General features: G+C 42.1%; 20 protein-coding genes. 10 read left to right on the top strand and 10 right to left on the bottom strand.

The genetic code is table 11. The annotated features are described in order from the left end of the window. Nucleotides 1–276: 276 nt before the first annotated feature. A complete protein-coding gene (locus ACE01U_RS15860; RefSeq protein WP_291374224.1) occupies nucleotides 277–1,326 on the bottom strand; it encodes an NADP(H)-dependent aldo-keto reductase in 1,050 nt (349 codons plus the stop codon). A 183-nt stretch (nucleotides 1,327–1,509) separates the two neighbouring features. Continuing rightward, nucleotides 1,510–2,217, bottom strand: a complete 708-nt coding sequence (gene crp, locus ACE01U_RS15855) for a cAMP-activated global transcriptional regulator CRP (protein WP_086207848.1) — start codon at nucleotides 2,215–2,217, stop codon at nucleotides 1,510–1,512. Nucleotides 2,218–2,364: 147 nt separating this feature from the next. Between crp and ACE01U_RS15850 the strand changes: the two genes are divergently transcribed. The 3 genes from ACE01U_RS15850 to ACE01U_RS15840 all read left to right on the top strand — a co-directional run bounded on the left by ACE01U_RS15850 (nucleotide 2,365) and on the right by ACE01U_RS15840 (nucleotide 7,281). Further along, nucleotides 2,365–2,787 carry an OsmC family protein gene (locus tag ACE01U_RS15850; RefSeq protein WP_004982311.1) on the top strand — a complete coding sequence of 141 codons (423 nt, stop codon included), beginning with the start codon at nucleotides 2,365–2,367 and terminating at the stop codon, nucleotides 2,785–2,787. 390 nt (nucleotides 2,788–3,177) lie between these two features. Then, a complete protein-coding gene (gene clpB, locus ACE01U_RS15845; RefSeq protein WP_291374223.1) occupies nucleotides 3,178–5,757 on the top strand; it encodes an ATP-dependent chaperone ClpB in 2,580 nt (859 codons plus the stop codon). Between the two features lie 237 nt (nucleotides 5,758–5,994). Next, nucleotides 5,995–7,281 carry a DUF945 family protein gene (locus ACE01U_RS15840; RefSeq protein WP_395579914.1) on the top strand — a complete coding sequence of 429 codons (1,287 nt, stop codon included), beginning with the start codon at nucleotides 5,995–5,997 and terminating at the stop codon, nucleotides 7,279–7,281. A gap of 122 nt (nucleotides 7,282–7,403) precedes the next feature. Here the strand turns inward: ACE01U_RS15840 and rlmKL are convergent, their stop codons facing one another. Further along, nucleotides 7,404–9,608 (bottom strand): bifunctional 23S rRNA (guanine(2069)-N(7))-methyltransferase RlmK/23S rRNA (guanine(2445)-N(2))-methyltransferase RlmL, encoded by a 2,205-nt coding sequence (gene rlmKL / locus ACE01U_RS15835; RefSeq protein ID WP_395579913.1) that lies wholly within the window; start codon nucleotides 9,606–9,608, stop codon nucleotides 7,404–7,406. A 230-nt stretch (nucleotides 9,609–9,838) separates the two neighbouring features. Between rlmKL and ACE01U_RS15830 the strand changes: the two genes are divergently transcribed. From ACE01U_RS15830 to ACE01U_RS15810, 5 genes are all read left to right on the top strand, one after another. Next, nucleotides 9,839–10,192: a hypothetical protein gene (locus ACE01U_RS15830; protein WP_110975262.1), complete on the top strand. Its 354-nt coding sequence runs from the start codon at nucleotides 9,839–9,841 to the stop codon at nucleotides 10,190–10,192. Nucleotides 10,193–10,479: 287 nt separating this feature from the next. After that, nucleotides 10,480–11,496 (top strand): aspartate carbamoyltransferase catalytic subunit, encoded by a 1,017-nt coding sequence (locus ACE01U_RS15825; protein ID WP_086207842.1) that lies wholly within the window; start codon nucleotides 10,480–10,482, stop codon nucleotides 11,494–11,496. 11 nt (nucleotides 11,497–11,507) lie between these two features. Next, nucleotides 11,508–12,743 carry a dihydroorotase gene (locus ACE01U_RS15820; RefSeq protein WP_395579912.1) on the top strand — a complete coding sequence of 412 codons (1,236 nt, stop codon included), beginning with the start codon at nucleotides 11,508–11,510 and terminating at the stop codon, nucleotides 12,741–12,743. A 167-nt stretch (nucleotides 12,744–12,910) separates the two neighbouring features. Further along, on the top strand, nucleotides 12,911–14,368 hold the full coding sequence (locus tag ACE01U_RS15815; protein WP_395579911.1) for an OmpA family protein: 1,458 nt from the start codon (nucleotides 12,911–12,913) through the stop codon (nucleotides 14,366–14,368). A 112-nt stretch (nucleotides 14,369–14,480) separates the two neighbouring features. Next, on the top strand, nucleotides 14,481–15,503 hold the full coding sequence (locus tag ACE01U_RS15810; protein WP_171264400.1) for a DUF1311 domain-containing protein: 1,023 nt from the start codon (nucleotides 14,481–14,483) through the stop codon (nucleotides 15,501–15,503). Between the two features lie 211 nt (nucleotides 15,504–15,714). On the opposite strand, the gene ACE01U_RS15805 is transcribed toward ACE01U_RS15810, so the two are convergent. Genes ACE01U_RS15805 through ACE01U_RS15775 form a run of 7 tightly spaced genes read right to left on the bottom strand, consistent with a single transcriptional unit; the run spans nucleotide 15,715 to nucleotide 23,605 of the window. Further along, nucleotides 15,715–16,344: a CoA transferase subunit B gene (locus ACE01U_RS15805; protein WP_010327116.1), complete on the bottom strand. Its 630-nt coding sequence runs from the start codon at nucleotides 16,342–16,344 to the stop codon at nucleotides 15,715–15,717. Between the two features lie 3 nt (nucleotides 16,345–16,347). Further along, nucleotides 16,348–17,052 (bottom strand): CoA transferase subunit A, encoded by a 705-nt coding sequence (locus ACE01U_RS15800; RefSeq protein WP_119063024.1) that lies wholly within the window; start codon nucleotides 17,050–17,052, stop codon nucleotides 16,348–16,350. A gap of 26 nt (nucleotides 17,053–17,078) precedes the next feature. Beyond that, on the bottom strand, nucleotides 17,079–17,981 hold the full coding sequence (locus ACE01U_RS15795; RefSeq protein WP_395579910.1) for a hydroxymethylglutaryl-CoA lyase: 903 nt from the start codon (nucleotides 17,979–17,981) through the stop codon (nucleotides 17,079–17,081). Next, nucleotides 17,978–19,969 carry an acetyl/propionyl/methylcrotonyl-CoA carboxylase subunit alpha gene (locus ACE01U_RS15790; protein WP_395579909.1) on the bottom strand — a complete coding sequence of 664 codons (1,992 nt, stop codon included), beginning with the start codon at nucleotides 19,967–19,969 and terminating at the stop codon, nucleotides 17,978–17,980. Before ACE01U_RS15790 ends, ACE01U_RS15795 begins: the two co-directional genes overlap by 4 nt. A 20-nt stretch (nucleotides 19,970–19,989) precedes the next feature. Further along, the gene (locus ACE01U_RS15785) at nucleotides 19,990–20,784 is read right to left on the bottom strand and encodes an enoyl-CoA hydratase/isomerase family protein (protein WP_395579908.1); all 795 of its coding nucleotides are present in this window, start codon (nucleotides 20,782–20,784) and stop codon (nucleotides 19,990–19,992) included. A gap of 10 nt (nucleotides 20,785–20,794) precedes the next feature. Further along, entirely contained in the window at nucleotides 20,795–22,396 is a 1,602-nt protein-coding gene (locus ACE01U_RS15780) for a carboxyl transferase domain-containing protein (protein WP_110975268.1), read from the bottom strand. 36 nt (nucleotides 22,397–22,432) lie between these two features. Beyond that, nucleotides 22,433–23,605, bottom strand: a complete 1,173-nt coding sequence (locus ACE01U_RS15775) for an isovaleryl-CoA dehydrogenase (protein ID WP_110975294.1) — start codon at nucleotides 23,603–23,605, stop codon at nucleotides 22,433–22,435. 148 nt (nucleotides 23,606–23,753) lie between these two features. On the opposite strand from ACE01U_RS15775, the gene ACE01U_RS15770 reads away from it, so the two are divergent. Together ACE01U_RS15770 and ACE01U_RS15765 are read left to right on the top strand one after the other, a co-directional pair. Beyond that, nucleotides 23,754–24,383: a TetR/AcrR family transcriptional regulator gene (locus ACE01U_RS15770; RefSeq protein ID WP_086207833.1), complete on the top strand. Its 630-nt coding sequence runs from the start codon at nucleotides 23,754–23,756 to the stop codon at nucleotides 24,381–24,383. Between the two features lie 101 nt (nucleotides 24,384–24,484). Beyond that, a complete protein-coding gene (locus ACE01U_RS15765) occupies nucleotides 24,485–26,173 on the top strand; it encodes an AMP-binding protein (protein ID WP_395579907.1) in 1,689 nt (562 codons plus the stop codon). The last annotated feature ends 56 nt before the right edge of the window (nucleotides 26,174–26,229 follow it).

Genomic DNA, 26,229 nt, shown 5'->3' with positions numbered 1-26,229 from the left:
GGTGAACTTATTTGAAAGGAAACCATTGAAGGCTCTGTTTTTACCTGACAAAAAGTGGAATAAGCAAGAAGAACCTCAACTGAGGTTCTTCTTGTGATATTTGTGGGACAGCAGTGCGCTAAGGCGTCCTTTTTTAATATCAGTTTAGCATTTTAAAAAATCATAAATTATTTGTGACAGGTGAAGTAGTGATTCAAACATTACACTTATCACTCCAATAGAAGCAGTACAGATATAGTCTGAGTCATACAATAAAGCAGTGCTTTCTTGTATTACTCAGGGTGCTGGGTTTGGCTGTTGCTGATGAATGGCTTGAATACCTTGTAAAACCTCTTCTGATAAATCAATCTCAAAAGCTTGAATATTTTCTTTTAGTTGGTTTAAGTTTGTTGCGCCAATAATAGTACTGGTCACAAAGAACTGTTGTTTGATAAAGGCTAAAGCCAGTTGTGTAGGTGTTAAACCATGTTGTTCAGCCAGTTGAGCATACTGTTCCGTTGCCCATTCACTCTCAGGGTTGCTATAACGACTAAAGCGACTAAAAAGAGTTACTCTAGCATTCGCTGGGCGCGCGCCATTGCGGAATTTTCCCGTGAGGTAACCAAAAGCGAGTGGGGAGTAGGCGAGTAAACCAACGCCTTCATATTTCGCAATTTCAGACATCCCAATTTCGTAAGTGCGGTTGAGTAAGTTGTAAGGGTTTTGCACACTTACAAATTTAGACAGACCAAGTTGCTCTGCAATCTGTAAAAATTTCATGGTTCCCCATGGCGTTTCATTAGACAAACCAATATAACGGATACGACCTTTTTGAATTTCAGCTTCGAGCGCAAGTAAAGTTTCTTCTAGAGATGTTACGGTTTTGGTGCTGTGAGCTTCATCATTTTCATAGCCTAATTTGCCGAAAAAGTTGGTCGGACGTTGTGGCCAGTGTAATTGGTACAAATCAATATAATCGGTCTGTAAACGCTTTAGATTGTCATCTAGCGCAGAAGAAATGTCGTTGGCATTAAAACGGGTTTGTCCGTCACGAATATGACTGCCACCTTGAGATGGGCCAGCAATTTTAGAAGCTAAAAAAAGTTTGTCACGTCCCCCACGCTGCGCAATCCATTGTCCAATAATGACTTCCGTTGCGCCTTGCGTTTCAGGCTTGGGTGGAACTGGATACATTTCTGCAGTATCCCAAAAATTGATGCCTTGTGCTAAAGCATAGTCAAGTTGCTCAAAGGCTTCAGCTTGCGTATTTTGTTCACCAAAGGTCATGGTGCCGAGACAAATTTCAGGAACCAAAATGCCTGTATTGGCTAAGGGTTTAAATTGCATTCAACATTTCCTTTATGGACTGTGCTTTGGGGTCGAATAAGATTAAACAATTATCAACAGTAGGTTAAATCACTATTTTTACAAAGTTTGTCACGATTTTGTCAAAGCAGTTACGAATTGAAGGCATAAAAAAAGCAAATCCGAAGATCTGCTTTTGGCTGTATCAGCTACGAAGAATAAATTTTATTCTTCGTCATCATAATCTTCAGCATGGGCTTTGGATTCTTCTAAAGAGGCATCAAAAATTAAGATAGCTTTACCATCAGTCTCAATCATCCCTTGGTCTTCTAATGTTTTTAAAACACGACCAACCATCTCTCGCGAGCAACCAACGATGCGACCGATCTCTTGACGCGTAATACGGATTTGACGGCCATTAGGTAAGATCATTGCTTCTGGTTGAGCAGATAAGTCAATAAGACAACGTGCAATACGACCTGAAACATCAATAAATGCAAGGTCAGTGACTTTACGCGTGGTGTTTTTTAGACGACGCACAAGCTGTGCAAAAACTGCATAGCTGAGGTCTGGGTATTGTTTGCTCAATTCATGGAAGTTTTCATAAGTCACTTCAGCAATTTCACAAACGTCACGTGTACGTACTTCAGCAGTACGCTGTGAATTTGCTTCGAATAGACCCATTTCACCAAAAAAGTCACCCGCATTTAAATACGCAACAACAATTTCGCGTTCATCGTCTTCACGCAAAATAATAGAGACCGAACCTTTTAAAATCAAATATAACGATTTAGATTCTGAGCCAGCATCTACGATCGTTGTGCGCTTTGGATAACGATTAATATATGCGCGTTTTAATAGTGCTTTCACTGACTCTGGGAGTTGACCTGGAGACAGCGCATCAGTGCTTAATTGTGAAAAGCTTGAAGTCATGCTAACGGTTCCGAAAATGGATAAATTATAGATCGCACAGACCTAGAGTGAACTTGTCACACAGTCAGAGCTGAAATTCCTTATCAACTCAATTTATGGTAGTGTACAGGTACTTCGTCAATTTATAGCTTTTTTTAGGTAGTTGCAATGCAAACAACTGTTCATTGGTTAGAGAATGTTGCTTTCGAAGCAAAAACTCAAAGTGGTCACAGTGTCATCATGGATGGTTCACCCGAATATGGTGGTGAAAACCGTGGTCCAAGACCAATGGAATTGATCCTGACAGGACTCGGAGGTTGTGCTTCTTTTGACATCGTGACTATCCTTAAAAAATCACGTCAAGAAATAACGGATGTTCGCTGTGAACTCAAGGCAGAGCGTGCAGATAGCATCCCCGCAGTGTTCACAAAAATTCACTTACATTTCGTGATTACTGGTCATGCAGTGAAGGAAAAACAAGTCGCAAAAGCTGTGGAATTATCGGCAGAAAAGTACTGTTCTGCGAGCAAAATGTTGATGGATGGTGGCGTAGAAATCACCCATGATTTTGAGATTATTGAAGCAAATTAATCCCTGACTTTTAAGTCATTTGAGGCTGATCTGATGATCGGCCTTTTTCATGCTTCACGCTTTTGTTTTCATTCCGTAAACTGGTACACAGTTCGTTACATGGATAAATAGAAAAAAGAGTTGTTTGTTTGTCTAATAATTGATCAAATGATTCTAGGTTTAGCCCATTTAAATCTATCGGCCATTTCGCTTTGACAAAAAATGCAAGCTTATGCTTGAAAAATGTACATGGGGAACCCATATTATGATTAAGTTCTATTTGTTTGTTGTTAAGATAAACTAATGAAAAATAAAATAAAATGTAGAAAAGTTAATTAAATTTGAATTGAATTCTGAGTATTCGTTCCCATATATCCATCAAGTTCAAAATTTGTTGTGAGGAAAACAAGAATGCGATTTGAAAAATTCACAAACCGCTTACAGCAAGCTCTTTCAGATGCTCAATCACTTGCAATGGGGAAAGACCATACCGCAATTGAGGGAATTCATATTTTATCAACCTTGTTGGAAGAAACCTCAAATCTGAGTTTGTTGCAACAAGCAGGTGCTAATCTGCCTGAATTACAAGCCAAATTAAAGCAAGCCCTTGCTGATGCGCCAACTCTGTCGAATCCGACAGGTGATGTCAACCTCAGTGCAGACGCTGTCAAAGCATTGAATTTGGCAGATAGTTTTGCGCAAAAAGCAGGTGATGAGTTTTTATCTACTGATTGGGTAATACAAGCTTTAGCTGAAGTAGGTGCAACCAAAACCTTATTAAATAGTGTGGGTGTTAAACCAGACCACCTGCGCCAAGTCATTTTAAAAATTCGAGGTGATGAGAAAGTCATGAGCAACAATCATGAAGATCAACGCGATTCTCTGAATAAGTACACGATTGATTTAACTGAGCGTGCATTGGCAGGGAAATTAGATCCTGTTATTGGGCGTGATGATGAAATTCGTCGTACCATCCAAGTGTTGTCACGTCGTACTAAAAATAACCCAGTGTTGATTGGTGAACCTGGGGTGGGTAAAACTGCAATTGTAGAAGGTTTAGCTCAGCGAATTATTAACCGTGAAGTGCCTGAAAGTTTACAAGGTAAACGAGTTTTATCTTTGGACTTGGGGTCTTTGCTTGCTGGTGCTAAATACCGCGGCGAGTTTGAAGAGCGCTTAAAAGCAGTATTGAAAGATTTAGCAAAACAAGATGGTGAAGTCATTTTGTTTATTGATGAATTACACACACTGGTAGGCGCAGGTAAGGGCGAGGGCGCGATGGATGCAGGTAATATGCTAAAACCTGCTCTCGCACGTGGTGAGCTACGTTGTGTGGGTGCGACGACCTTAGACGAATATCGCCAATTCATTGAAAAAGATGCCGCATTAGAACGTCGCTTCCAAAAAGTCTTGGTCGATGAGCCGAGTGTAGAAGACACTATTGCGATTTTACGTGGCTTGAAAGAACGCTATGAAGTGCACCATGGTGTAAAAATTTTAGACTCTGCCATCATTGCAGCAGCGAAAATGTCACATCGTTACATCACCGACCGTCAATTGCCAGATAAAGCGATTGATTTGATTGATGAAGCGGCTTCTCGTATCAAAATGGAGCTAGATTCTAAGCCTGAAGCGTTGGATAAACTTGAACGCCGTTTAATTCAATTGAAACTGCAACTTGAAGCAGTGAAAAAAGATGAAGATGTTGGCAGCCGTGCGGAAGTTGTACATCTTGAAAAGCAAATTAGTGAAGTTCAACGTGAATACAATGACTTGGAAGAAGTCTGGAAAGCTGAGAAAACTTTAGTTGAAGGCACCAAACAAGTTCAGGCTGAATTGGATCAGGCCCGTATTGCGTTGCAAAAAGCACAGCGTGAAAATGACTTAGGCGAAATGTCTCGTCTTCAGTATGGTGTGATTCCAGAGTTGGAAAAACGCCTCAATGAAGAAGAAGTGGTGGAGGAGAAAGAGGAGCCGAAACTACTACGTAACAAAGTTACTGACAACGAAATTGCAGAAGTTGTTAGTGCTGCAACGGGTATTCCTGTGGCAAAAATGATGCAAGGTGAACGTGAGAAACTTCTCCATATGGAAGAGTTCTTGCATAATCGTGTCGTTGGGCAGAATGAGGCTGTGGTTGCAGTATCCAATGCGGTTCGTCGTTCGCGTGCTGGCTTATCTGATCCGAACCGACCGAGCGGCTCGTTCTTATTCTTGGGTCCAACGGGTGTTGGTAAAACAGAGTTGACTAAAGCACTGGCAAACTTCTTGTTTGATAGTGATGATGCCATGATTCGAATTGACATGTCTGAATTTATGGAAAAACACTCGGTCAGCCGTTTGGTGGGTGCGCCTCCAGGTTATGTGGGCTATGAAGAAGGTGGTGTCTTAACCGAAGCTGTACGCCGTAAACCGTATAGTGTGGTGTTATTTGATGAAGTGGAAAAGGCACATCCAGATGTGTTTAACATCTTGCTCCAGGTATTGGATGATGGTCGCTTAACAGATTCGCAAGGTCGTGTGGTTGACTTTAAAAATACTGTAATTGTGATGACATCTAATCTTGGTTCAAGTGATGTACGCGAGTTGGGTGATAATCCATCTGATGAAGAAGTGCGAGCAGTAGTCATGAATGCCGTGACGCAACATTTCCGTCCAGAGTTTATCAACCGTATTGATGAGTTGGTGGTGTTCCATTCACTCAAAAAAGCACAAATTCGAGGTATCGCAGATATCCAATTGGATCGTTTACGTGCTCGTTTGGTTGAAAAGGACATGCGTTTAACAGTCGATGATCATGCTTTTGATTTGTTGATTGATGCTGGTTTTGACCCTGTATATGGTGCGCGTCCACTGAAACGTGCCATCCAACAGCAAGTTGAGAATAGTTTGGCGCAAAAAATATTGTCTGGTGAATTTGTTGCTGGAGACAATATTGTTGTCACAGCGCAAGATGGTCAACTCAGCTTCGATAAAGTAAAAATGAATTAACCATTCAAATGATTAATTTTATTTGTTGAGATTAAAAAACCCAGCTTCGGCTGGGTTTTTTATGGCAGGATAGAAGTGTTAGAAGGTGACATTTTTAAGCATAAATGTGACGTAGGTTTTCACATTTATGTGATGAATATGGCATCTAAGTGCTTTATTTGCAAAATAATTATCTTTATTTAAAAATTGTCTTTATAATTTATTTTAATAAAAAGTAAATAAATTGAGATAGAGAAAATGAGTCAATTAAAGTGGGGTGTTGGGGGCGTATTGACGCTGGCTGTGGTCGCAGTTGGTGGTAATCTTTATGCAGATAAAAGTCTAAAGGATTATTATCAACAGGGCACTAAACAATCGAATAATTTGAATTTGCAGTATCAACAATTCCAAATGGGTGCTTTAAAAGGGAGTGCGAAATGGAGTGCCGAATTAGTACCAGATCCGTGTAAACCCAAAGACGTAGTTAAATTAAGTGGTCAAGATAATATTCAGCGTAGTTGGAATGGATATGCGATCCAGTCGGATATTAAAATTACTCAGGCATCAGGAGCACTCCAATCTTTGTTGAAGGAACCACTCAAAGTTGATACGAAAGTCAATTGGTTAGGCACCATGAATAGTGTATTGACTACACCAGTGATTACCCGCAATGAAGCTCAACTCCAGTCTAGATTAGATCCAATGACGTTGCGGTTTCGAGCAAAGCCGATAGAACAACAGCTTAAGATACTGGATTTACAGCTTGAAATTCCAAATTTCACGATTACCGAGCCCAATATGCATATGCAAATGGTGGGGTTAAAGCTAGTAACCAACCAAGGGCTCAATGGCGAATATCTTGAAGCAGGTGAAAGCAAAATCCAGATGGATCTGCTGAAAATGTCAGATCGAGATATCAATAAACCCATTAGTGCTGAAATTAAAAATTTTAGTCTAGAAACGCAAAGCAAATTGACGGATCGGGTTTTAAACACTGAGATGATGCTACGCTTAGATGAAATGAAAATGCCTGCCGCACCTGCAATTCAAAATCTACAGTTTAATTTTAATGTACTCGATGTGAATCGACAAAAAATGCAGGCGCTGTTTGATATTGTGGCGAAAAGTGAAAATAGTTGCTTAGCCAAAGAGACTGTGGAAAAAGATATGGAGCCTGCTTTATTAGCCGTGATCAATGAAGGTTTCCGCTTTGAATCCAAAGAGAGCCAGTTTGCTATCGGAGATGGTGTTGCTCAGGCGAATGTGACGGGGCGTATTATGCCGAGTCACCAATCGACTGTGATGGGAATGGTGAAAATGATGCCAAGTTTAATGGAATATAAAGCAGATGTTCAGTTTGATAAAAATATGATCTCGCGCATCATGAATAATTATCTGCAAAAAGGTGGGATAACGATGTCTGATCAAGAAGTTGAAAGCATGCTTTCGACAATGCAAAGTTCAGGTCAGGTGAAACGCGAAGGTAATACTATGAAAATGTCAGTTGAATACAAATATGGGCAAACCAATTTTCTCACTGAATAATGCAAAATATGTTGCTGTAGCAAATAAAAGGGGACGTATTTCGTCCCTTTTTATCTTTGAAAATTGTCCAATGTAAAATTTAATGAAGATGAAATATGAGATCAGGTTTCATCTTTAATGCATTAATTTTTTGGATGGGTGATTTTCCATGCCCGGTGGATTTTTTGATTACGTTTGAAATCAGGCCCAATGGTTTCACTGGTGATTTCTTCGACATCAAAGAACGCCAAAATTTCTTCGTCCATTTCAAAGCCACGGTAGTTGTTTGAAAAGTACAAAGTACCATCTGTGGTTAAACGGTTCATGGCGCGTTTAAGCAATGATAAATGGTCACGTTGTACATCAAAGGTACCGTAGAACTTTTTTGAGTTTGAGAAAGTTGGTGGGTCAATAAAGATCAGATCATACTGTTCATGACCTTCTTTCAACCACTCAAAACAGTCGCTGGCAAAGAACTGGTGTTGTTCATCGGCATGATCGACCGTTAAGCCATTCAAGACGAAGTTTTCTTTAGACCAACTCAAATAGGTGTTTGACAGATCGACGCTGGTTGTACTTGCTGCACCACCTAAAGCTGCATGTAAGCTGGCTGTAGAGGTATAACTGTACAAGTTCAAGAAGTGCTTACCACGCGCTTCTTGTGCAATACGTAGACGGATTTGACGGTGGTCTAAGAACAAGCCAGTATCTAGGTAATCGGTTAAGTTGACTAAGATTTTTGCTTTGCCTTCTTGTACGATAAAACGTTTCGAAGCTGTACTTTGTTTGGTGTACTGGTTTTTACCTTCTTGGCGAGCACGTGTTTTGATAAAGATCGCATCACGGCCTAAACCTGTTACTGCACGAATCGCCTGTAAAGCAAGGTTGAAACGTTTCTTGGCTTTTTCAGGATCAATTTTTTTCGGTGGTGCGTACTCTTGGACGTGGAGACGATCACCATACAAATCGACTGCGACGTTAAAGTCAGGAAGATCAGCATCATATAAACGCAAACAGTGAATGTTCTCTTTCACTGCCCATTTCTTTAAAGTTTGCATGTTCTTTTGCAAGCGGTTAGCAAAGTCTTCAGCGCCTTCAATTGCTTCAAACTGTTGTGGCTGCCATGTTTCCAAGAAAGGTTTAACTACTGCCACAGGCTTAACACAACCTGAACGCACATAAATTGGCAGTTTACCATTCATCAAGCGCATGGTTTGCGGGTCGTTCAGCGCCAATACATCGGCTTGCTCAACGGCTGCGGCGATGACTGCTGCCGTTTGATTTGGGAAGTTTTTTTGCAATAAAGCAGATAAGCCTAAATATAAAGCACGGTTAGACGCTTTATCGCCTAAGCGCTCACCATAAGGCGGGTTGGTCACAATAAAGGCTGTTTTTCCTTCCGCTTCGAAGTTTGGCCAATCTGCCAAAGTCCGTTCTTCGATTTGAATGTGGTCGAGTAGACGTTCAAATCCTGCAGCGATGATGTTTTGTTTGGTGGCTTTTACTGCTTCCCAGTCAGCATCAAAAGCATAGAACTTAGGGAGTGGTTGCTCCAAAGCTGCTTGATGGCGATCAGCTGCTTCCGCTTTGATGCTTATCCATAGTTCGTGATTATGACCATTCCAACCATTGAAACCGAAACGACGGACTAAGCCGGGTGCACGGTCTGTCAGCATCATCAACGCTTCAATAATGAATGTCCCTGAACCACACATTGGATCGAGGAAAATATCGGGTCTTTTTGACAGCAGCTTGGCTTTTTGTAAAATCGCAGCCGCTAAGTTCTCTTTAATTGGGGCATCGGTCATATAACGACGGTAGCCACGTTTATGCAGTGAGTCACCAGATAAGTCTAAACAGTAGGTGTGTTCAGTTTTGCCTGCGAGTGCATAAATGGTAATTTCAGGTTGCTTAATGTCAATACTTGGGCGCTTACCCACAGCTTCCATAAACGAATCGACGATACCGTCTTTTACACGTAGCGTTGCAAACTGGCTGTTGACCTTAATTTCACGTTCAATATGTAAACGTACAGCAAAGGTACTTTGTGGTGCAAAAATCAGAGACCAATCAAAATTGATTGCACCTTCATAGAGCTCTTCAGCAACATCACGTGCATCATGACTACGTTCTAATTCGTGGACGTGAATAGGCGTGAGTACACGTGATGCAAGACGCGACCACATACAAATGCGATAGGCATGCTCAAGAGTGCCTTTGAAAACTAAACGCCCAGGGAAACGTTCAATGTTTTGAACACCTAAACCTTCTAATTCTTCTTGGAGTAAGGTTTCTAACCCATCAGCACAAGTAACCCAATAGCTGCTTAAACGTGAAGCGGTATTCATAAATTTGAGAGACCAAAATAAAACAAAATAAACTCGCTAAAGTTTAACGTATTTTGCCTCTGAATGGTTTTTTTAATGTGCTTCTAGCTTTAGGAAATAGCAAAATAAATGAATTGCCATGTGAACAATAACGTTTTTGGTACGCATTTTGCTAAATCCTTGCAAGTTTAATTTATTGAATGATTTTTATAAGTCATCAGTAAATATTTTTCATTTGAAAGGGGAAGAATATGTCGACCAAGTTAGACCGAGGTGTAGTAAGTCATGCTGATACTTTTTCAATTGCAACTTTACTTTATGCACGTCTTCGCCGTGTATCGGGGCGCGTAATTGATGTGCTTTATTTAGTTGAAAATCCAAGTTATGCGCGTCAAATGGCGGAGTTGGCTTTAAGCACAGAGGATGCCGAATTGATTCGTTTGGTGAGCCGTTTAGATAGTGTTATGGACTTATTCAACTATGAGGAACCAGAAGCTATCGAGAAACCAAAAAACATGAATAACAGTCGCTATGAGTCAGGAGCAACCGAAGAAGAAATTTACCGAGCTCAAGTGTCGCATCACTATATTGGTGCTTTACGATAACAATCATTCAAATTTGATCAGCTCTCGAAAGAGGGCTTTTTTATAGCGATGCGAAACGTATCGGTGAAAGAATGTGCAATGTGCTAGATGATCCTCAATGGATTTGAGTAAAATTTTGAGAAAATAGATGCTAAAAAATGTTTAATTTAACTAATTGAAATAATAAATAAGAATTTCATAATCTTAGTTTTGAAGCCGATGATAATTAAGGCAATTGTTTTAAACTGAGGTCCAAATCAAAAAGAAAATCTGTATAATGCGTTAACTTAACGTAGAAGGAATCTCTCATGCACTTGGCAGCACTGCATACTCCGAGTCAGATTCAACTCAACCAAGATGGTCATCTCAAACACTTCCTTACCATCGAAGGTCTTTCTAAAGAAACTCTTACAAAAATATTGGACACTGCGCAGTCCTTTTTTAATGACCAAAATCAGCTGATGACGAACAACCTCTTAGAAGGTCGAACGGTCATGAATCTCTTCTTTGAAAACTCAACCCGTACTCGTACCACTTTTGAAGCTGCTGCAAAACGTCTTTCTGCAAATGTATTAAATATTGATATCGCACGTTCGAGTACTTCCAAAGGTGAGACGCTAAGAGACACTTTGTGGAACTTAGAAGCGATGGCGGCAGATATTTTTGTGGTACGTCATTCATCGTCAGGTGCCGCACATTTCATTGCCCAAACTGTTTGTCCACATGTCGCAATTATTAATGCAGGTGATGGTCGTCATGCACATCCAACACAAGCCATGTTGGACATGTTAACCATTCGCCGTGAAACCAAAAAGAAATTTGAAGATATTTCAATTGCTATCATTGGTGATATTAAACATTCACGCGTTGCACGTTCAGATGTTGCTGCATTACAAACTTTGGGCTGTAAAGACATTCGCGTGATTGCACCGAATACACTGTTGCCCTATGGTTTTGATGAATATGGTGAAGGTGTACGCCTCTTTAATAACATGGAAGCAGGGATTAAAGACTGCGATGTGATTATTACCCTACGTATTCAAAATGAACGTATTGATTCGCCTGCGCTGTCATCTCAAGCTGAATTCTATAAAATGTACGGTTTAAACAAAGAACGCCTTGCGATGGCGAAACCTGATTGCATCGTGATGCATCCGGGGCCTATGAACCGTGGTGTAGAGATTGATTCCAGTATTGCCGATGGCCCACAGTCGGTGATTTTAAATCAGGTGACCAACGGGATTGCAGTACGTATGGCAGTTTTGGCGCTTGCAATGCAAGGTCAACTGCAAGAGCAAGGTTTGTTAGACGCGATTGCGGTGTAAGGAAATAAGTCATGACTGTTGTAAAAATTGAAAATGTACGTGTTCTTGACCCAATTCATCAAACAGATACGGCTCAAACGGTGTATATCGAGAATGGCAAATTGGTTGCTGAAACAGCCAATGTCACTGAAACAATTGATGGTCAAGGCAAGTGGTTGATGCCAACCATGGTGGACTTATGTGCACGCCTACGTGAGCCAGGTCAGCAACAGCACGGGACATTAAAATCAGAAGGTCGTGCTGCGCGTGAAAATGGTATTTTGCATGTGTTTACACCGCCAGACTCAAAACCGATTGTGCAAGACAATGGTGCTTTGATTCATGGTCTGATGGAAAAAGCCATGTTGGATGGCGGTATTTATCTAGAAGTGATTGGTGCCCAAACCCAAGGCTTACAAGGCAAGCAACCTGCAAATATGGCAGGTTTGAAAAAGGGCGGTTGTACGGCAGTGTCAAATGCCAATGCGCCTTTTGCAGATGATGATGTTGTACTACGTACTTTAGAGTATGCAGCAGGCCTAGGCATGACTGTGGTGTTTTATGCAGAGGAACCACAAATTGCCAAAGATGGTTGTGTGCACGAGGGTTTCGTTGCATCCCGTCAAGGTTTGCCGATGATTCCTGCAATTGCTGAAACCATTGCGATTGCCAAGTATTTGTTGATGATTGAAGCAACGGGTGTTCGTGCACACTTTGGTTTGCTGTCTACAGGTGCTTCTGTGAATTTGATCAAGATTGCTAAAGATAAAGGCCTGCCAGTCACTTGCGATGTGGCGATGCATCAACTGCACTTAACAGATCAGTTGATTGATGGTTTCAACTCACTTGCGCATGTTCGTCCACCACTACGTGCTGAGTCAGATAAAGAGTTCCTTCGCCAAGGTGTGAAAAATGGTGTGATCGACGCAATTTGTACCCATCATGAACCATTGAGCAGTTCTGCAAAGCTAGCGCCATTTGCTGAAACACAGCCAGGCATTAGCGCTTTTGATACCTATGTGGCTTTCGGTGTGCAATTGGTACGCGAAGGTTTATTTAGTCCTTTGGAATGGGTTGAGAAAGTCACAACTGCACCAGCAACAGTAGCAAATATGCTTGAACGTTGGACTGTTGAAGCAGGCTGGGTATTGGTTGACCCAGAGTTAGATTGGATTGTGAATAAAGACAATATTTTGTCGCAAGGGAAAAATACACCTTTAATCAATCAAGTCGTGAAAGGTAAAGTTATAAAAACTTTTATTTCTTAAGTTCCAGCTTATATTTCAAAATCGACTAAAAAGTCAGCTTAGGCTGGCTTTTTTATTGATTTGACGAAAAGTAATGTAAATACAATATTTTACAAAGTACAAAAAATGAGCAGATAAACTAAAAAATGACAATGAAAACAATGCGAAAAAAGTGGGGGTAAGATTTCATGAATGTCGATTTTATGGATTTACTAAAACAAAATGTCTCTGCTATTGTTTTAGAAGGGGATACACAACATTTACTTGAAAAAAATCAAGCAATTCAATCTTTTTTACCTATTTTACTGTCTGTATTGAAGTCAAAATCTGAGTTAATTTCTGCATTTCAACAGCAGCTCAACCCACGTTTAAATGATGCTTTTGCATCACATATAGGGTTGAAGCAACAATTTCTCGAACAAGTGAGGGGGAGTGCCCCTACCGATGAAATTGAAAGTACCTTGAGCCGTTCGATTACACCTGCCTTGGCATTTTTAACGACAGAGGCAGGTTCTTCTGAACCCGAAGCGATTTTACATTTGCTACAGGTGAATGCTGCTTCTATTAACAATGCACTGCCTGAGTGGGCAAGAGCATTACTGTCTGGATTAGGGGTAAATCCTTTACAGGGGCAGGCTACACATGTCTCACCTACAAGTGTCTATAGCTCTAAATCAGAAGAAAAACGCTCTTTTTTACTGCCAGTCTTTGCTTTGATTATTTTAGCTGCGTTGTTCGCGTTTATTTTTAGAACCTGTACAGATAAAACAGATTCAGAAATAACACCTGCCAATAACGTGAGCGCCAGCCAACCTGCAAAATTTCAAATCACAACTGGGGCGACAGGGGATCTGGTGACTTGCCAAATTTTATCGGGGAATGCCAGCTATGTTGAAATTTTGCAAAAGGAAGTGAAGCAAACTTTTAACAACAGCATTGGATGTGGGGTTGATACACAGAATATTTATCATACCGCGTTTATTGATCAAGACGTGATCCCCAGTGTTTTGCGTACCCTAAAAGGTGTGCCAAATGTTAACCTTACTTGGTTGGGTGATCAGCTCTCAATTCAAGCCAACGATCCAGCCAATGCAGCTAAAATAGTAGATCAAATTAAACCTTTATTAAGGGATATGAAGCTTACAACACAGCAACCACTAGATGTGAATCGTGCAATTGATACCAGTATTAGTGATGCTGAACGTGCATTAGCTGAAATTAACCCAGCGCAAATTCGAGCATTAGATGTTGCGACTGCATTAAATTTGCAAATTATCAACTTTGACACGGCTTCATCTACAGTTCCCGATGCCAATAAGTCGATTTTGGATCAGGCAGCGGCTCTAATGCAAAAAGCACCTCAAGCCAAACTGACAGTGATAGGACATACTGATGCAACAGGAGATGCGAGTATCAATAAAACCTTGTCGCAAAACCGTGCGCAAGCTGTTGTGGATTATTTAATTTTTAAAGGTGTCGATCCTGCACAGCTTCGAGCGATCGGTTATGGGCAAGAAAAGCCAATTGCAGATAATCAAACCACTGAAGGTAAGTTTAAAAACCGCCGCATTGAGTTTGAAGTTTTAAATACGGACACTGGTGTCGTACGTGAAATAGGCGAAAGTGGTGTTGAAAAGGTTAATTAAAAGGTATTTAAACCCTGCTTAGGCAGGGTTATTTTATTTATATACTCGCGTAAAGCTTTATTTTTTGGTTAAATACGCAGCGAAAACAACGACCTTATGGTTTATAACAATGATGAAGAAAACAATTTTTGCCAGCTTAATCTTGAGCAGCTTATTTTTGAGTGCTTGCAATCGTTCAGAGAACAAAACAGAAACAGCTGCTGAGACGCAAGATATGTCGGATTGGAGTTGTACAGCCCCTGCCAATGTCGAACAAATTCAAGCACATTTAAAAACGGAATATTTAAAAGCCTTAGACCGCCGTTTACGTGATAGTCGTGAATATGAGGCAGATGAAAAACTATTAGCGCAAATTAATAAAGGCATTCGTTTTGAAATTAAAGGCATTTCAACAATCACAGAAAAACCAGAAACAGCAAAGCAGTTGGACTGTGAAAGCCAGTTGGTGGTGATTTTCCCGAAAGGTTTACAGAAACGTGCTGAAAATGCATTTTTAGCGCGTCCATGTGAAGAGTGTGAAGATGGTTATCAAAGTACTCTACGCGATGTCCTAGAAGATGGTGAATACTCACTCCGTTTGGACAATGATCAGCTACAAGGCGCATTTAGCTATAACATCATAAAAACAGATAAAGAGGGCATTAGCCTCAACGTACCTAATCAAAATGGTGTGATTGATGGTGTGGTTCTCGTAACACAAAATGCAGTGCAGTTTGCAGCCTATGAAAAAGAAAATGCAGAAATCCAAGCGAATATGAAGCAGTATAACGAGCAAGAAGTTGCGCAGATGGAACTGGCTCAAAAAGCCATGAATATCCGTAAAAAAGAACTGGATGCAGACCAAGTTAAAGTGGTGGAACGCCTGAATCAAACTTGGGATAACTTGACTGAGGAACAAAAACAGCAGCTACAACAAGACCAAACCGAGTGGTTTGAAAAACGTGATGTAGACTGTAAAGTGATTTCTCAGAAAAGTGTCTACCAAATGGCGGATAGTGAAAAAGAAACCTATCAAAAGCAGTCACAATATTGGGATGATGCGTTACGTGCCCAAGATCAACAATTGCAATATACCAAGTGCTTTAACCAAAAAACGACCGAGCGTGTTGTGTATTTAAATAATGTGTTTAATTAAGTAGCCTACACTATAAGTACACTTTTTGAGTATTTGTAGAATAAGAAAAGGACGAAGAGAATTCGTCCTTTTCTTATTTGGATTAAGTTTTATCTTTGGTTTAGTTTAAAAATAGCAGGCATTTATTCATGTATGGGAACCATACCTTTAAAAACAGGATCGCTGCTTTAAAGGCATAGGATTATTTTTCTATTGTATAAATGATGTCGAATTAGCGGATGAGGGGAACACCTGTCACTTTTTGAATGTCTTCAAAACTGACATCTTTCGCCAGTTCAACTAATTTCACACCTTCCTGAGTAATGTCCATGACACCGAGGTCAGTAATTACGCGATGTACGACATTTTTACCTGTCAGGGGCAGGCTACACTGCTCGACAATTTTTGGTGTACCATCTTTTGCAGAGTGTTCCATGAGCACCACCACTTTTTGCACTCCAGCAACCAAATCCATTGCGCCGCCCATGCCTTTGACTTTTTTGCCTGGAATCATCCAATTAGCTAAATCGCCATTTTGTGAGACTTCCATGGCACCTAAAATGGCGATGTTGACATGACCTCCACGGATCATGGCAAAAGAATCTGCACTAGAGAAAAATGCAGCGCCCTGACGTGCGGTAACGGTTTGTTTTCCAGCATTGATTAAATCGGCATCGACCGTTTCGGCTGTTGGAAACTCGCCAATACCCAATAACCCATTTTCAGACTGCAACCAGACGTTGACGTTTTCAGGAATATAGTTGGCCACCAGTGTAGGTAAGCCGATGCCCAAATTGACATAAAAACCATCTTCCAGCTCAAGTGCTGCACGTTGTGCCATTTCATTACGAGACCAAGCCATGGGTTAAGCCTCCTCTTTTAATGTGAGTTGTTCGATACGTTTTTCAGGGTTTGCATTCAGCACAATCCGATTGACATAAATACCTGGCAGGTGAATCTGGTCTGGGTCTAAAGCGCCAATTTCAACAATTTCCTCAACTTCGACAATGCAGACTTTTCCAGCCATCGCACATACAGGGTTAAAGTTTTGTGCGGTTTTACGGAAAGTTAAGTTACCTGCAGTATCGGCCTTGTATGCCTTCACGAGTGCAATATCAGCGGTGAGCGAGTTTTCTAGAATATAAGGCTTGCCATTAAACTCACGCTCTTCTTTGCCTTCGGCAATGAGTGTACCTACACCTGTTGCGGTAAAGAAGGCGGGGATACCTGCACCTCCAGCACGGAGTTTCTCTGCCAGTGTGCCTTGAGGGGTGAGCTCCACTTCAAGTTCACCACTTAAAAACTGACGTTCAAATTCTTTGTTTTCACCCACATAAGAAGCAATCATTTTTTTGATTTGTTTGCTTTCTAATAAGAGACCTAAGCCGAAACCATCGACGCCTGCATTGTTTGAAATACAGGTAAGGTTTTTCACGCCCGTTTGTTTTAAGGCCGCAATCAGACTTTCTGGAATACCGCATAAGCCAAAGCCACCAACCGCTAGGGTTTGACCATCTTGAACCACATCTTGTAGTGCATCCTTTGCACTTGAATAAACTTTATTGACCATAGTGTTCTCGTTATTAATTGAATGGTTTAGGCACAGCGCTTTTGCCAGTAGGCATTGGCATAATTAGATGGATTGGTACGTTGTAGTACTTGGCTGATGTTTTGGCTGGCAATCATCAGTGCATCAAGATCAATCCCTGTGTCATAGCCCATATTGGAGAGTAGGTAGTAAAGGTCTTCTGTGGAAACATTGCCCGATGCACCTTTGGCATAAGGGCAGCCGCCTAAACCAGCAATGGACGAGTCAAATACACGAATGCCTTGTTCTAAAGACTGGTAAATATTGGCAATGGCCATGCCATAAGTATTATGAAAATGTCCTGCTAAACTCGCGGCATCCATTTCAGCTAAACACGCCTGCCAGACTTTTTTCACACGATCAGGGGTCGCTGTGCCAATCGTTTCACCTAAGGACACTTCATAGCAGCCCATGTCCAGCAAACGTTGACTGACGTGCGCTACTTTGCTCGGCGCAATTGCACCTTCATAGGGGCAGTCCACAATACAAGACACATAACCACGCACTTTGAGGTGATGAGCTTTCGCTGCAGTCATGATGTCTGCGAATTTTTCAAAGCTTTCATCAATGGAGCAATTGATGTTTTTTTGAGTGAAGCTTTCGGAGGCTGCGGTAAAAACAGCAACCTCCTGACAGCCGACAGCCAATGCAGACTCAAACCCTTTTAAGTTCGGAGTCAATAAACTAAAACTGATATTCGGATCTTTAGGTAAGCTGGCAAAGAGTTCATCACTCTGTGCCATTTGTGGAACCCACTTTGCAGAGACACAAGAGCCCACTTCAATGGCACTGAGTCCTGTCTGCATTAAATCTAAAATCAGTTTACGACGGTCATCCAAAGTGAGTGGTGTCTTTTCATTTTGCAAACCATCTCGTGGGCCGACTTCAACAATTCTGACAAATTCACTCATGCGGCACCTTCCAAGCTTGAAAACTCAACCAATTCATCGCCCGCTTTGACCTGATCACCGACTTGGAAGTAAGCCGCAGAGACAATGCCGTCATGTGGAGCACGAATTGAATATTCAATTTTCATCGCTTCAAGCGTGAGGAGAACCTCATCTTTTTTCACTGTACTGTTGTTTTGTACCAAGACTTGCGTAATCACACCTGGCATTGGTGCTTTTAAGTTATTGGCATCAGAAGTATCATCTTCGGTATTAAAGTTAGGCTGAATATGTGCAAATTTATAGCTTTGACCATCTGCATATAGGGTTAGGCCCTGCGGACTTGAACTATAAGCATAGGTCTTTTTGCTTGTTGCACATTCAATTTTAGCTAAATGTGTCTCTAACAATTCACCTTGAATGAAAATGCTATTTCCATTGTATTTTGCGGTAAAGCCTTTTGCCGTTGGGCTGAAATAGACTTTATGTTCTTCATCGTTCAGTGCCAGTTTAATGGCATAGCTGGCATTAATATTTAAACGCCATAGAGACTCGGCTTGCCAAACAGGATTTGTAGCTGTTTTATTGTTGGCAAAGCGGGACAAGAGTTCAATCAATGCCGCCGTGATGATGAGCTCTGAAGAGGCTGTTTCATTGTGTTGTAGTAAAAACGCTTCTTCACGTTGAATTAAGTTGGTGTCTAGGTTGGCGGTTTTAAACGACTCTGAGCGGACCAAACGGTCTAGGAATGCAATGTTATTGCCCAAGCCATCGACATGAAACTGACTGAGAGCATGGTGCATTTGCGTGAGTGCTGCTTCACGATTCTTCGCCCAAACAATCAATTTGGCAATCATTGGGTCGTAAAAGGTCGTGATTTCATCCCCTTCAACAATGCCACTGTCTACACGGACATGCTCATTTTGCTGAGGGTAGTGCAGGTAGTGAATTTTACCAATCGCAGGTAAGAAACCTTTTTCAGGTTCTTCAGCATAGACACGCGCTTCTAATGCATGACCATGAATACTGAGTTCGTGTTGTTGTTTAGGCAGTGGTTCACCAAAAGCTACACGTAGTTGCCATTCCACCAAATCTTGCCCTGTAATCATCTCTGTTACAGGATGCTCAACTTGCAGACGGGTATTCATTTCCATGAAATAGGCCGTGCCGTCTTGCTCCACAATAAACTCAACTGTACCTGCACCGACATAATCTACTGCACGTGCTGCATCAATAGCGGCTTGGCGCATGGCTTCGAGTTTTGGTTCTGCCATTTTGGGTGCAGGCGCTTCTTCTAAGACTTTTTGGTGGCGACGTTGCACTGAACAGTCGCGTTCAAATAGATGCACATAGTTACCATGCGTATCACCAAACACTTGCACTTCAATATGGCGCGGTTGTACCACATAGCGTTCAACTAAAACATCGTCATTACCAAAGCTTGAACGTGCCTCACTTTTACATGAAGCCAAATGGCTTAAAAAGTCTTCGCCGCGATCAACCAAACGCATGCCTTTACCCCCACCGCCAGCACTGGCTTTAATCAGCACAGGGTAGCCAATGGCATCGGCTTGTTGTTTTAAAAAATCAGGATCTTGGTTGGTGCCATGGTAGCCCGGTGTCAGTGGTACGCCTGCTTTTTCCATTAAAGATTTAGAGGTGGCTTTAAGGCCCATGGCTAAAATGGCATCTACAGGTGGGCCAATAAAGACAATGTTGTTTTTTTGGCAGGCATTGGCAAATTGGTCATTTTCAGATAAGAAACCATAACCCGGATGGATTGCTTCTGCACCTGTGTCTAAGGCAGCTTGGATAATACGTTCAATTTGTAGGTAGCTTTGTGCAGCAGGAGATTCGCCGATATAAATGGCTTCGTCCGCTTGTTGCACGTGCTGTGCCCGAGCGTCAGCATCTGAATAGACTGCAACGGTGGCAATGCCCATTTTTTTTGCAGTTCGGATCACACGACAAGCAATTTCACCACGGTTTGCAATTAAGATTTTATTAAACATATCGATATCCTTTCTTGTTGTTATGCCGTCGTCTTGATCCAGACTGGACTGTGTTTATTTAAAAAAGCATTTAAGCCATTTTTCGCCTCTGATCCTTGGCGTACATGGGCAATATGTTGTGCGGTTTGCAACAACAATGCTTCGGTTAACACGTGTTGATAGACCATTTGGATAAGTTGTTTTGAAGCTGTTTGTGCTTCTGGCCCACCCAAAAGTAAGGCATCGACCATTTCTGCGACTTTTTCATCCAACTGTTCAGCATCGGCCACCACATGCGCCAGACCAATGTGTAGCGCTTGTTCCGCAGAAATACGTTCTGCGGTTAAAAAGTAGCGTGAAGCTTGACGTGCGCCAATCGCACGAATCACATAAGGGCTAATGGTTGAAGGGGCTAAACCTAAGCGCACTTCAGAGGTCGCAAACTTAGCATCACTGCTTGCGACACAAATATCACAGGCAGAAGCCAGTCCCATGCCACCACCAAAAGCAATGCCTTGTACGCGGGCGATGGTCGGTTGTTTTAATGTCGCTAAACTTTGTAGCATTTTCGCCAGTTTTAATGCATCGGCTTCATTTTCAGCCTGTGAGGCTTGTCCTGCTTCTTTCATCCAGTTCAGGTCTGCACCCGCCGAAAAGCTTTTGCCACGTCCAGCTAAAATCACGACACGGACATCATCACGCGTATTGAGTTCGCTAAAGCAGCGGTGTAGTTCTTCAATCACTTGAGTATTGAAAGCATTATGCATTTCTGCACGATTAATCCATACCGTTGCCACTTGGTCGCGTTGTTCGAGTTGTAAATATTGAAAGCTCATCGCTTATCTCCTACATGCGGAACACGCCGAATTTGGTCGGTTGAATGGGTGCATTTAGGGCTGCGGCTAAACTTAAACCGAGCACCTGACGGCTTTGTGCAGGATCAATCACACCGTCATCCCACAAACGCGCCGATGCATAATATGGATGGCCTTGACGTTCAAACTGATCGCGAAAAGGTTGTTTAAAATCATCTTCTTCTGCCGCAGACCAAGACTCGCCACGTTTTTCAATTTGATCTCGCTTTAGGGTCGACAATACACTTGCCGCTTGTTCACCACCCATGACCGAAATACGCGAGTTCGGCCATGTCCACATGAAACGTGGTGAATATGCACGACCACACATACCGTAGTTGCCTGCACCAAATGAACCACCAATCACAAGAGTGAGTTTCGGTACGTTCGCAGTTGCAACAGCCATGACCAGTTTGGCGCCATTTTTTGCAATACCTTCATTTTCGTATTGGCGACCGACCATAAAGCCAGTGATGTTTTGGAGGAACAGTAGGGGAATATTGCGCTGCGTACAGAGTTCAATAAAGTGAGCCCCTTTTTGTGCAGACTCTGAAAATAAAATACCGTTGTTGGCAATAATGCCAACGGGCATGCCATAAAGTTTAGCAAAACCAGTGACTAAGGTGGTGCCAAAGCGGGCTTTGAATTCATCAAAACGTGAACCATCGACAATACGCGCAATTACTTCACGAATATCGAATGGTTTGCGTGCATCACTTGGCACAACGCCATATAGTTCTGTTGCATCAAATAACGGTTCTTCAATCTCTGTTGCACGCGTATGTGGCGTTTTATTCAGGTTCGCCACGATGTTGCGGGCAATGATAATTGCATGTTCATCGTTTTCCGCCAAATGATCGGCCACACCGGACAGGCGAGTGTGCACATCACCACCGCCTAAGTCTTCACTGCTGACCACTTCACCTGTTGCCGCTTTCACCAGTGGTGGACCACCTAAGAAAATTGTCCCTTGGTTACGCACAATAATGGTTTCATCAGACATGGCAGGTACGTATGCCCCCCCAGCCGTACAACTGCCCATGACCACCGCAATTTGGGCAATTCCCATGCTCGACATGCGTGCTTGATTGTAGAAAATACGGCCAAAGTGATCACGGTCAGGGAACACCTCGTCCTGCATCGGTAAATAGGCACCACCTGAGTCAACCAAATAAATACAGGGCAGATGGTTTTGCTCTGCAATTTCTTGAGCACGTAAGTGTTTTTTCACAGTCAGTGGGTAGTACGTGCCGCCTTTTACTGTCGCATCGTTGGCGACGATCATGCAGGTCACACCATTGACCTGACCTACACCAGCAACGACACCAGCCGCAGGCACATCGTCTGCATAGACGTTTTGTGCTGCCAACTGACCAATTTCAAGGAATGCCGTGCCTGCATCAATTAACTGATCAATACGATCACGTGCTAATAGTTTTCCGCGTGCCAAATGTTTTTGTCGCGCCGCTTCACCGCCGCCTAAAGCAATTTGTTCTGCTTTTTGCTTTAAGTCATCGACCAAGCTTTGCATCGCGGTTTGGTTGGTTTTGAAGTCTTCACTTCGAATATTGATCTTGCTATGTAATTGATTCATCACGAACATCCTTGTCATTTTTATTGTTGTGGAGGGTTAAGCTGTTTCATTAAACAGTTCACGGCCAATCAACATACGGCGAATTTCAGAAGTTCCCGCGCCAATTTCATAGAGTTTTGCATCGCGCCATAGACGGCCTGCAGAAAATTCATTGATATAACCATTTCCACCTAAGGTCTGAATGGTTTCACCTGCCATCCATGTGGCTTTTTCCGCAGCATATAAAATTGCACTGGCTGCATCTTTACGTAGGCTACGGCTATGGTCAGCCTTGTCGCACTCAGCACCCACGGCATAAACCAACGCTTTACATGCCAACCAAGTCGAATACATATCGGCAATTTTGCCTTGCATCAACTGGAACTCACCGAGCGCTTGACCGAATTGTTTACGGTCATGGATATACGGAATCACGGTATCCATGCAGGCATCCATAATGCCTAAAGGACCTGCGCTTAAAACAGCACGTTCGTAGTCTAAACCGCTCATGAGCACTTTGGTGCCGTTTCCTACACCACCCATCACGTTTTCTTTTGGCACTTTCACATTGTCAAAGAACAGGGGGTAGGTGTTCGAACCACGCATACCCAATTTGTCTAAATGTGTGCCGTGGCTAAAACCTTCCATGCCTTTTTCTACAAGGAAAGCCGTCATGCCTTTAGCGCCTGCATGCAGATCCGTTTTGGCATACACCACAAGCACATCGGCATCGCCACCATTGGTGATCCACATTTTTGAGCCATTTAACAGAAAGTGATCGCCACAATCTTCAGCTTTGAGCTTCATGCTGACTACGTCTGAGCCTGCATTCGGTTCAGACATGGCAAGTGCTCCGACATACTCACCTGAAATTAGCTTCGGTAAATAACGTTGTTTTTGTTCCTCGCTGCCATTTCGGTTAATTTGATTCACACATAGGTTAGAATGTGCACCATAAGAAAGACCAATCGAAGCTGAAGCACGTGAGATTTCTTGCATGGCAATGATATGTGCTAAATAACCTAGGCCTGTACCGCCATATTCTTCACTGACGGTTAGACCGAGTAAGCCCATATCGCCAAATTTTTTCCATAGCTGAGCAGGGAATTTGTTGTTCTGATCGACTTGTTGGGCAATAGGAGTAATTTCTTTGGCACAAAACGCCGCAACGGAATCACGCAGTGCAATGAGTGTTTCATCTAAACCGAAAGTTAAGCTTTGGAAGGTCATTTCTTCATTCATCCTATGATTGTATTTGTTGTTCCTGATAAAGCATTTTTGTTGTGCTTGATTTTTACAATACATCGAATTTTTAAAAAAGTGAACTAAAATTCACAAATTGATTTACAATTCATTTTATCTGGTTGAGAATAGAATTATGAGTTATAAAAGATCATCGTTGATGCAAGAACGAATGGAACAAAATCGCCAAGCGATTTTGCAATCTGCTCGTGAACTTATTGCTCAAGGGGGAATTAAGGACGCACAAATTCAAGCGATTGCTGAACGTGCAGGTGTTTCCAGTGGTTTGGTATATCGTTACTTCGATAACAAAAGCCAAGTGTTAATTGAGGTTCTTTCGGAGGCCATTCAGCATGAGGTGAAAATTTTGAACCACATTGCTGAAAGTGATGAGCTGACGTCAAAACAGAAATTAGACAAAGCGGTGACCACGTTTGTGAAGCGTGCCATGAATAGCCCCCAACTTGCGTATTCACTCATGTTTGAACCAGTTGATGCTGAATTAGAACATGAGCGTTTTCGCAGTAAACAACTGATTAAACAGAGCATGAAAGAGATACTGGCCGCAGGGAAAATTAACGGCGAGTTCGGTTTTGAAGACTTAAATACCGCAGCACTTTGTGTGGTCGGTGCCATGACTTTTGTGGTGATAGAGCCTTTAAACCCATCTCGAGGTGTAATGTTTGAGCAAAACCATAAAGACTACTTTGTGAAACAAATTGCCGAATTTTGTGTCAATGCAGTTCAGGTTCAGGAGGAAAAATAGCCCAAGGAATAAAGCACAAAGGCTTGGCGTTTTCAAAGGAAGTGGTCATAGAACAAATAAGTTGAATAACAAGATGATAATGAATCAAGGAGAACGATTCGATGACACAAGAACGGTTAAGTTATGCCTATGGAACGAGCAGTCAGCCCCTATTAGGGATGACGATTGGTGAGAAATTTGATCAGGCTTGTCAGCAGTATGCGGAACAAGATGCTGTTGTCAGCCTGCATCAAAATGTCAGACTCACGTATAAGGAATTACAAACGCAGGTCAATGCATTTGCCTGTAGTTTACTGAAACTGGGCTTGAAAAAAGGTGATCGACTTGCGATTTGGTCACCGAACTGTGTGGAATGGACGATTACCCAGTTTGCTGCGTTTAAAGCGGGCATCATTTTAGTCAACTTGAACACAGCCTATAAGAGTAGTGAACTCGAATATGTGTTGAATAAAGTCTCTTGTAAGGGCTTGATCATTGCATCTCAATTTAAAAGCACAAATTACCAAGATATTTTAATGAAAATTGCACCTGAAATTAAAGGGGCTAAAAATAAAGTGCTCAAGGTGGAACGACTGCCACATTTGAAATATATTATTAAAATTGATGAAGAAGAACATACGGGTTTGCATCGTTTTAGCGACTTACTCTCTCCCCCCAGTAAGCGACAGCTCAATCAATTAGAGCTCGTTGCAAGCGAGTCACAGTTTGATGAAACCATCAATATCCAGTTTACTTCGGGCACCACGGGTAACCCGAAAGGCACAATGCTGACACATAATAATATTTTAAATAATGGTTATTTTGTTGGTGAAGCCATTCACTTAAGTCCTGCCGATCGTGTTTGTATTTCTGTACCACTGTTTCACTGTTTCGGTATGGTGATGGGTAATTTGGCCTGCATTACGCATGGTTCAACCATGGTCTATCCATCGGCAGTGTTTAATCCTTTAGAAACCTTAAAAGCCATTCAGCAGGAAAAATGTACGGCTGCATACGGTGTACCGACCATGTTTATTGCCATTTTAGAGCATGAACAGTTTGATGACTTTGATCTTTCCAGTTTACGTACAGGCATTATGGCGGGCAGTCCTTGTCCACGTGAAATTATGCAACGTGTTATTGATCGGATGCACATGTCTGAAATTACCATTTGCTATGGTATGACTGAAACGGCACCGGTCAGTGCACAAAGTTCAACCTCAGATTCAGTTGAACAACGGGTCGGAACCGTAGGGCGCGTCCATCCACATCTTGAAATTAAAATTGTAGATGAGCAAGGCAAAGTTGTGCCGCGCGGTCAGTTGGGTGAACTGTGTGTTCGTGGCTATTCGGTAATGTTGGGGTATTGGGAAGACCATGAAAAGTCTCAAGAAGTGATTGATTCAGCACGCTGGATGCATACGGGCGACATCGCAGAAATGGATGAAGTTGGCTTTGTGAAAATTAAAGGCCGAATTAAGGATGTCGTTATTCGAGGCGGAGAAAACTTATTCCCGAAAGAAATCGAAGACTTTTTATATACTCATCCTGATGTCAGCGATGTCCAAGTTATTGGTCTGCCAGATGCACGTTATGGTGAAGAGTTATGTGCTTGTATTATTTTACATGAGCATCATGACATTACTGAAGAGTCGATCCGTCAGTACTGTGCAGAACACATTTCACACAATAAAGTTCCACGTTATGTCCGGTTTTTTAATGAGTTCCCAATGACGGCTTCGGGCAAAGCGCAGAAGTTTAAATTGCAGGAATTTATGCGTAATGAACTGGATTTGAAAGAAATCGCATAAGGTTGAAGACGGACTTTCCTTTGCTGGTTTGAAGCCAAAGGAAAGTCCGAAGTGGA

The sequence above is a fragment of the Acinetobacter halobius genome (genome assembly GCF_044130335.1).
Classification (GTDB): domain Bacteria; phylum Pseudomonadota; class Gammaproteobacteria; order Pseudomonadales; family Moraxellaceae; genus Acinetobacter.
The sequence above is the reverse complement of the archived record's forward strand: the minus strand, read 5'-3'. Positions and strand labels throughout refer to the sequence as shown.

Excerpts from the sequence above, each read along its gene's own strand:
- ACE01U_RS15860 (WP_291374224.1), bottom strand. The coding sequence starts at position 1,326 with ATGCAATTTAAACCCTTAGCCAATACAGGCATTTTGGTTCCTGAAATT.
- crp (WP_086207848.1), bottom strand. The coding sequence starts at position 2,217 with ATGACTTCAAGCTTTTCACAATTAAGCACTGATGCGCTGTCTCCAGGT.
- ACE01U_RS15850 (WP_004982311.1), top strand. The coding sequence starts at position 2,365 with ATGCAAACAACTGTTCATTGGTTAGAGAATGTTGCTTTCGAAGCAAAA.
- clpB (WP_291374223.1), top strand. The coding sequence starts at position 3,178 with ATGCGATTTGAAAAATTCACAAACCGCTTACAGCAAGCTCTTTCAGAT.
- ACE01U_RS15840 (WP_395579914.1), top strand. The coding sequence starts at position 5,995 with ATGAGTCAATTAAAGTGGGGTGTTGGGGGCGTATTGACGCTGGCTGTG.
- rlmKL (WP_395579913.1), bottom strand. The coding sequence starts at position 9,608 with ATGAATACCGCTTCACGTTTAAGCAGCTATTGGGTTACTTGTGCTGAT.
- ACE01U_RS15830 (WP_110975262.1), top strand. The coding sequence starts at position 9,839 with ATGTCGACCAAGTTAGACCGAGGTGTAGTAAGTCATGCTGATACTTTT.
- ACE01U_RS15825 (WP_086207842.1), top strand. The coding sequence starts at position 10,480 with ATGCACTTGGCAGCACTGCATACTCCGAGTCAGATTCAACTCAACCAA.
- ACE01U_RS15820 (WP_395579912.1), top strand. The coding sequence starts at position 11,508 with ATGACTGTTGTAAAAATTGAAAATGTACGTGTTCTTGACCCAATTCAT.
- ACE01U_RS15815 (WP_395579911.1), top strand. The coding sequence starts at position 12,911 with ATGAATGTCGATTTTATGGATTTACTAAAACAAAATGTCTCTGCTATT.
- ACE01U_RS15810 (WP_171264400.1), top strand. The coding sequence starts at position 14,481 with ATGAAGAAAACAATTTTTGCCAGCTTAATCTTGAGCAGCTTATTTTTG.
- ACE01U_RS15805 (WP_010327116.1), bottom strand. The coding sequence starts at position 16,344 with ATGGCTTGGTCTCGTAATGAAATGGCACAACGTGCAGCACTTGAGCTG.
- ACE01U_RS15800 (WP_119063024.1), bottom strand. The coding sequence starts at position 17,052 with ATGGTCAATAAAGTTTATTCAAGTGCAAAGGATGCACTACAAGATGTG.
- ACE01U_RS15795 (WP_395579910.1), bottom strand. The coding sequence starts at position 17,981 with ATGAGTGAATTTGTCAGAATTGTTGAAGTCGGCCCACGAGATGGTTTG.
- ACE01U_RS15790 (WP_395579909.1), bottom strand. The coding sequence starts at position 19,969 with ATGTTTAATAAAATCTTAATTGCAAACCGTGGTGAAATTGCTTGTCGT.
- ACE01U_RS15785 (WP_395579908.1), bottom strand. The coding sequence starts at position 20,784 with ATGAGCTTTCAATATTTACAACTCGAACAACGCGACCAAGTGGCAACG.
- ACE01U_RS15780 (WP_110975268.1), bottom strand. The coding sequence starts at position 22,396 with ATGAATCAATTACATAGCAAGATCAATATTCGAAGTGAAGACTTCAAA.
- ACE01U_RS15775 (WP_110975294.1), bottom strand. The coding sequence starts at position 23,605 with ATGACCTTCCAAAGCTTAACTTTCGGTTTAGATGAAACACTCATTGCA.
- ACE01U_RS15770 (WP_086207833.1), top strand. The coding sequence starts at position 23,754 with ATGAGTTATAAAAGATCATCGTTGATGCAAGAACGAATGGAACAAAAT.
- ACE01U_RS15765 (WP_395579907.1), top strand. The coding sequence starts at position 24,485 with ATGACACAAGAACGGTTAAGTTATGCCTATGGAACGAGCAGTCAGCCC.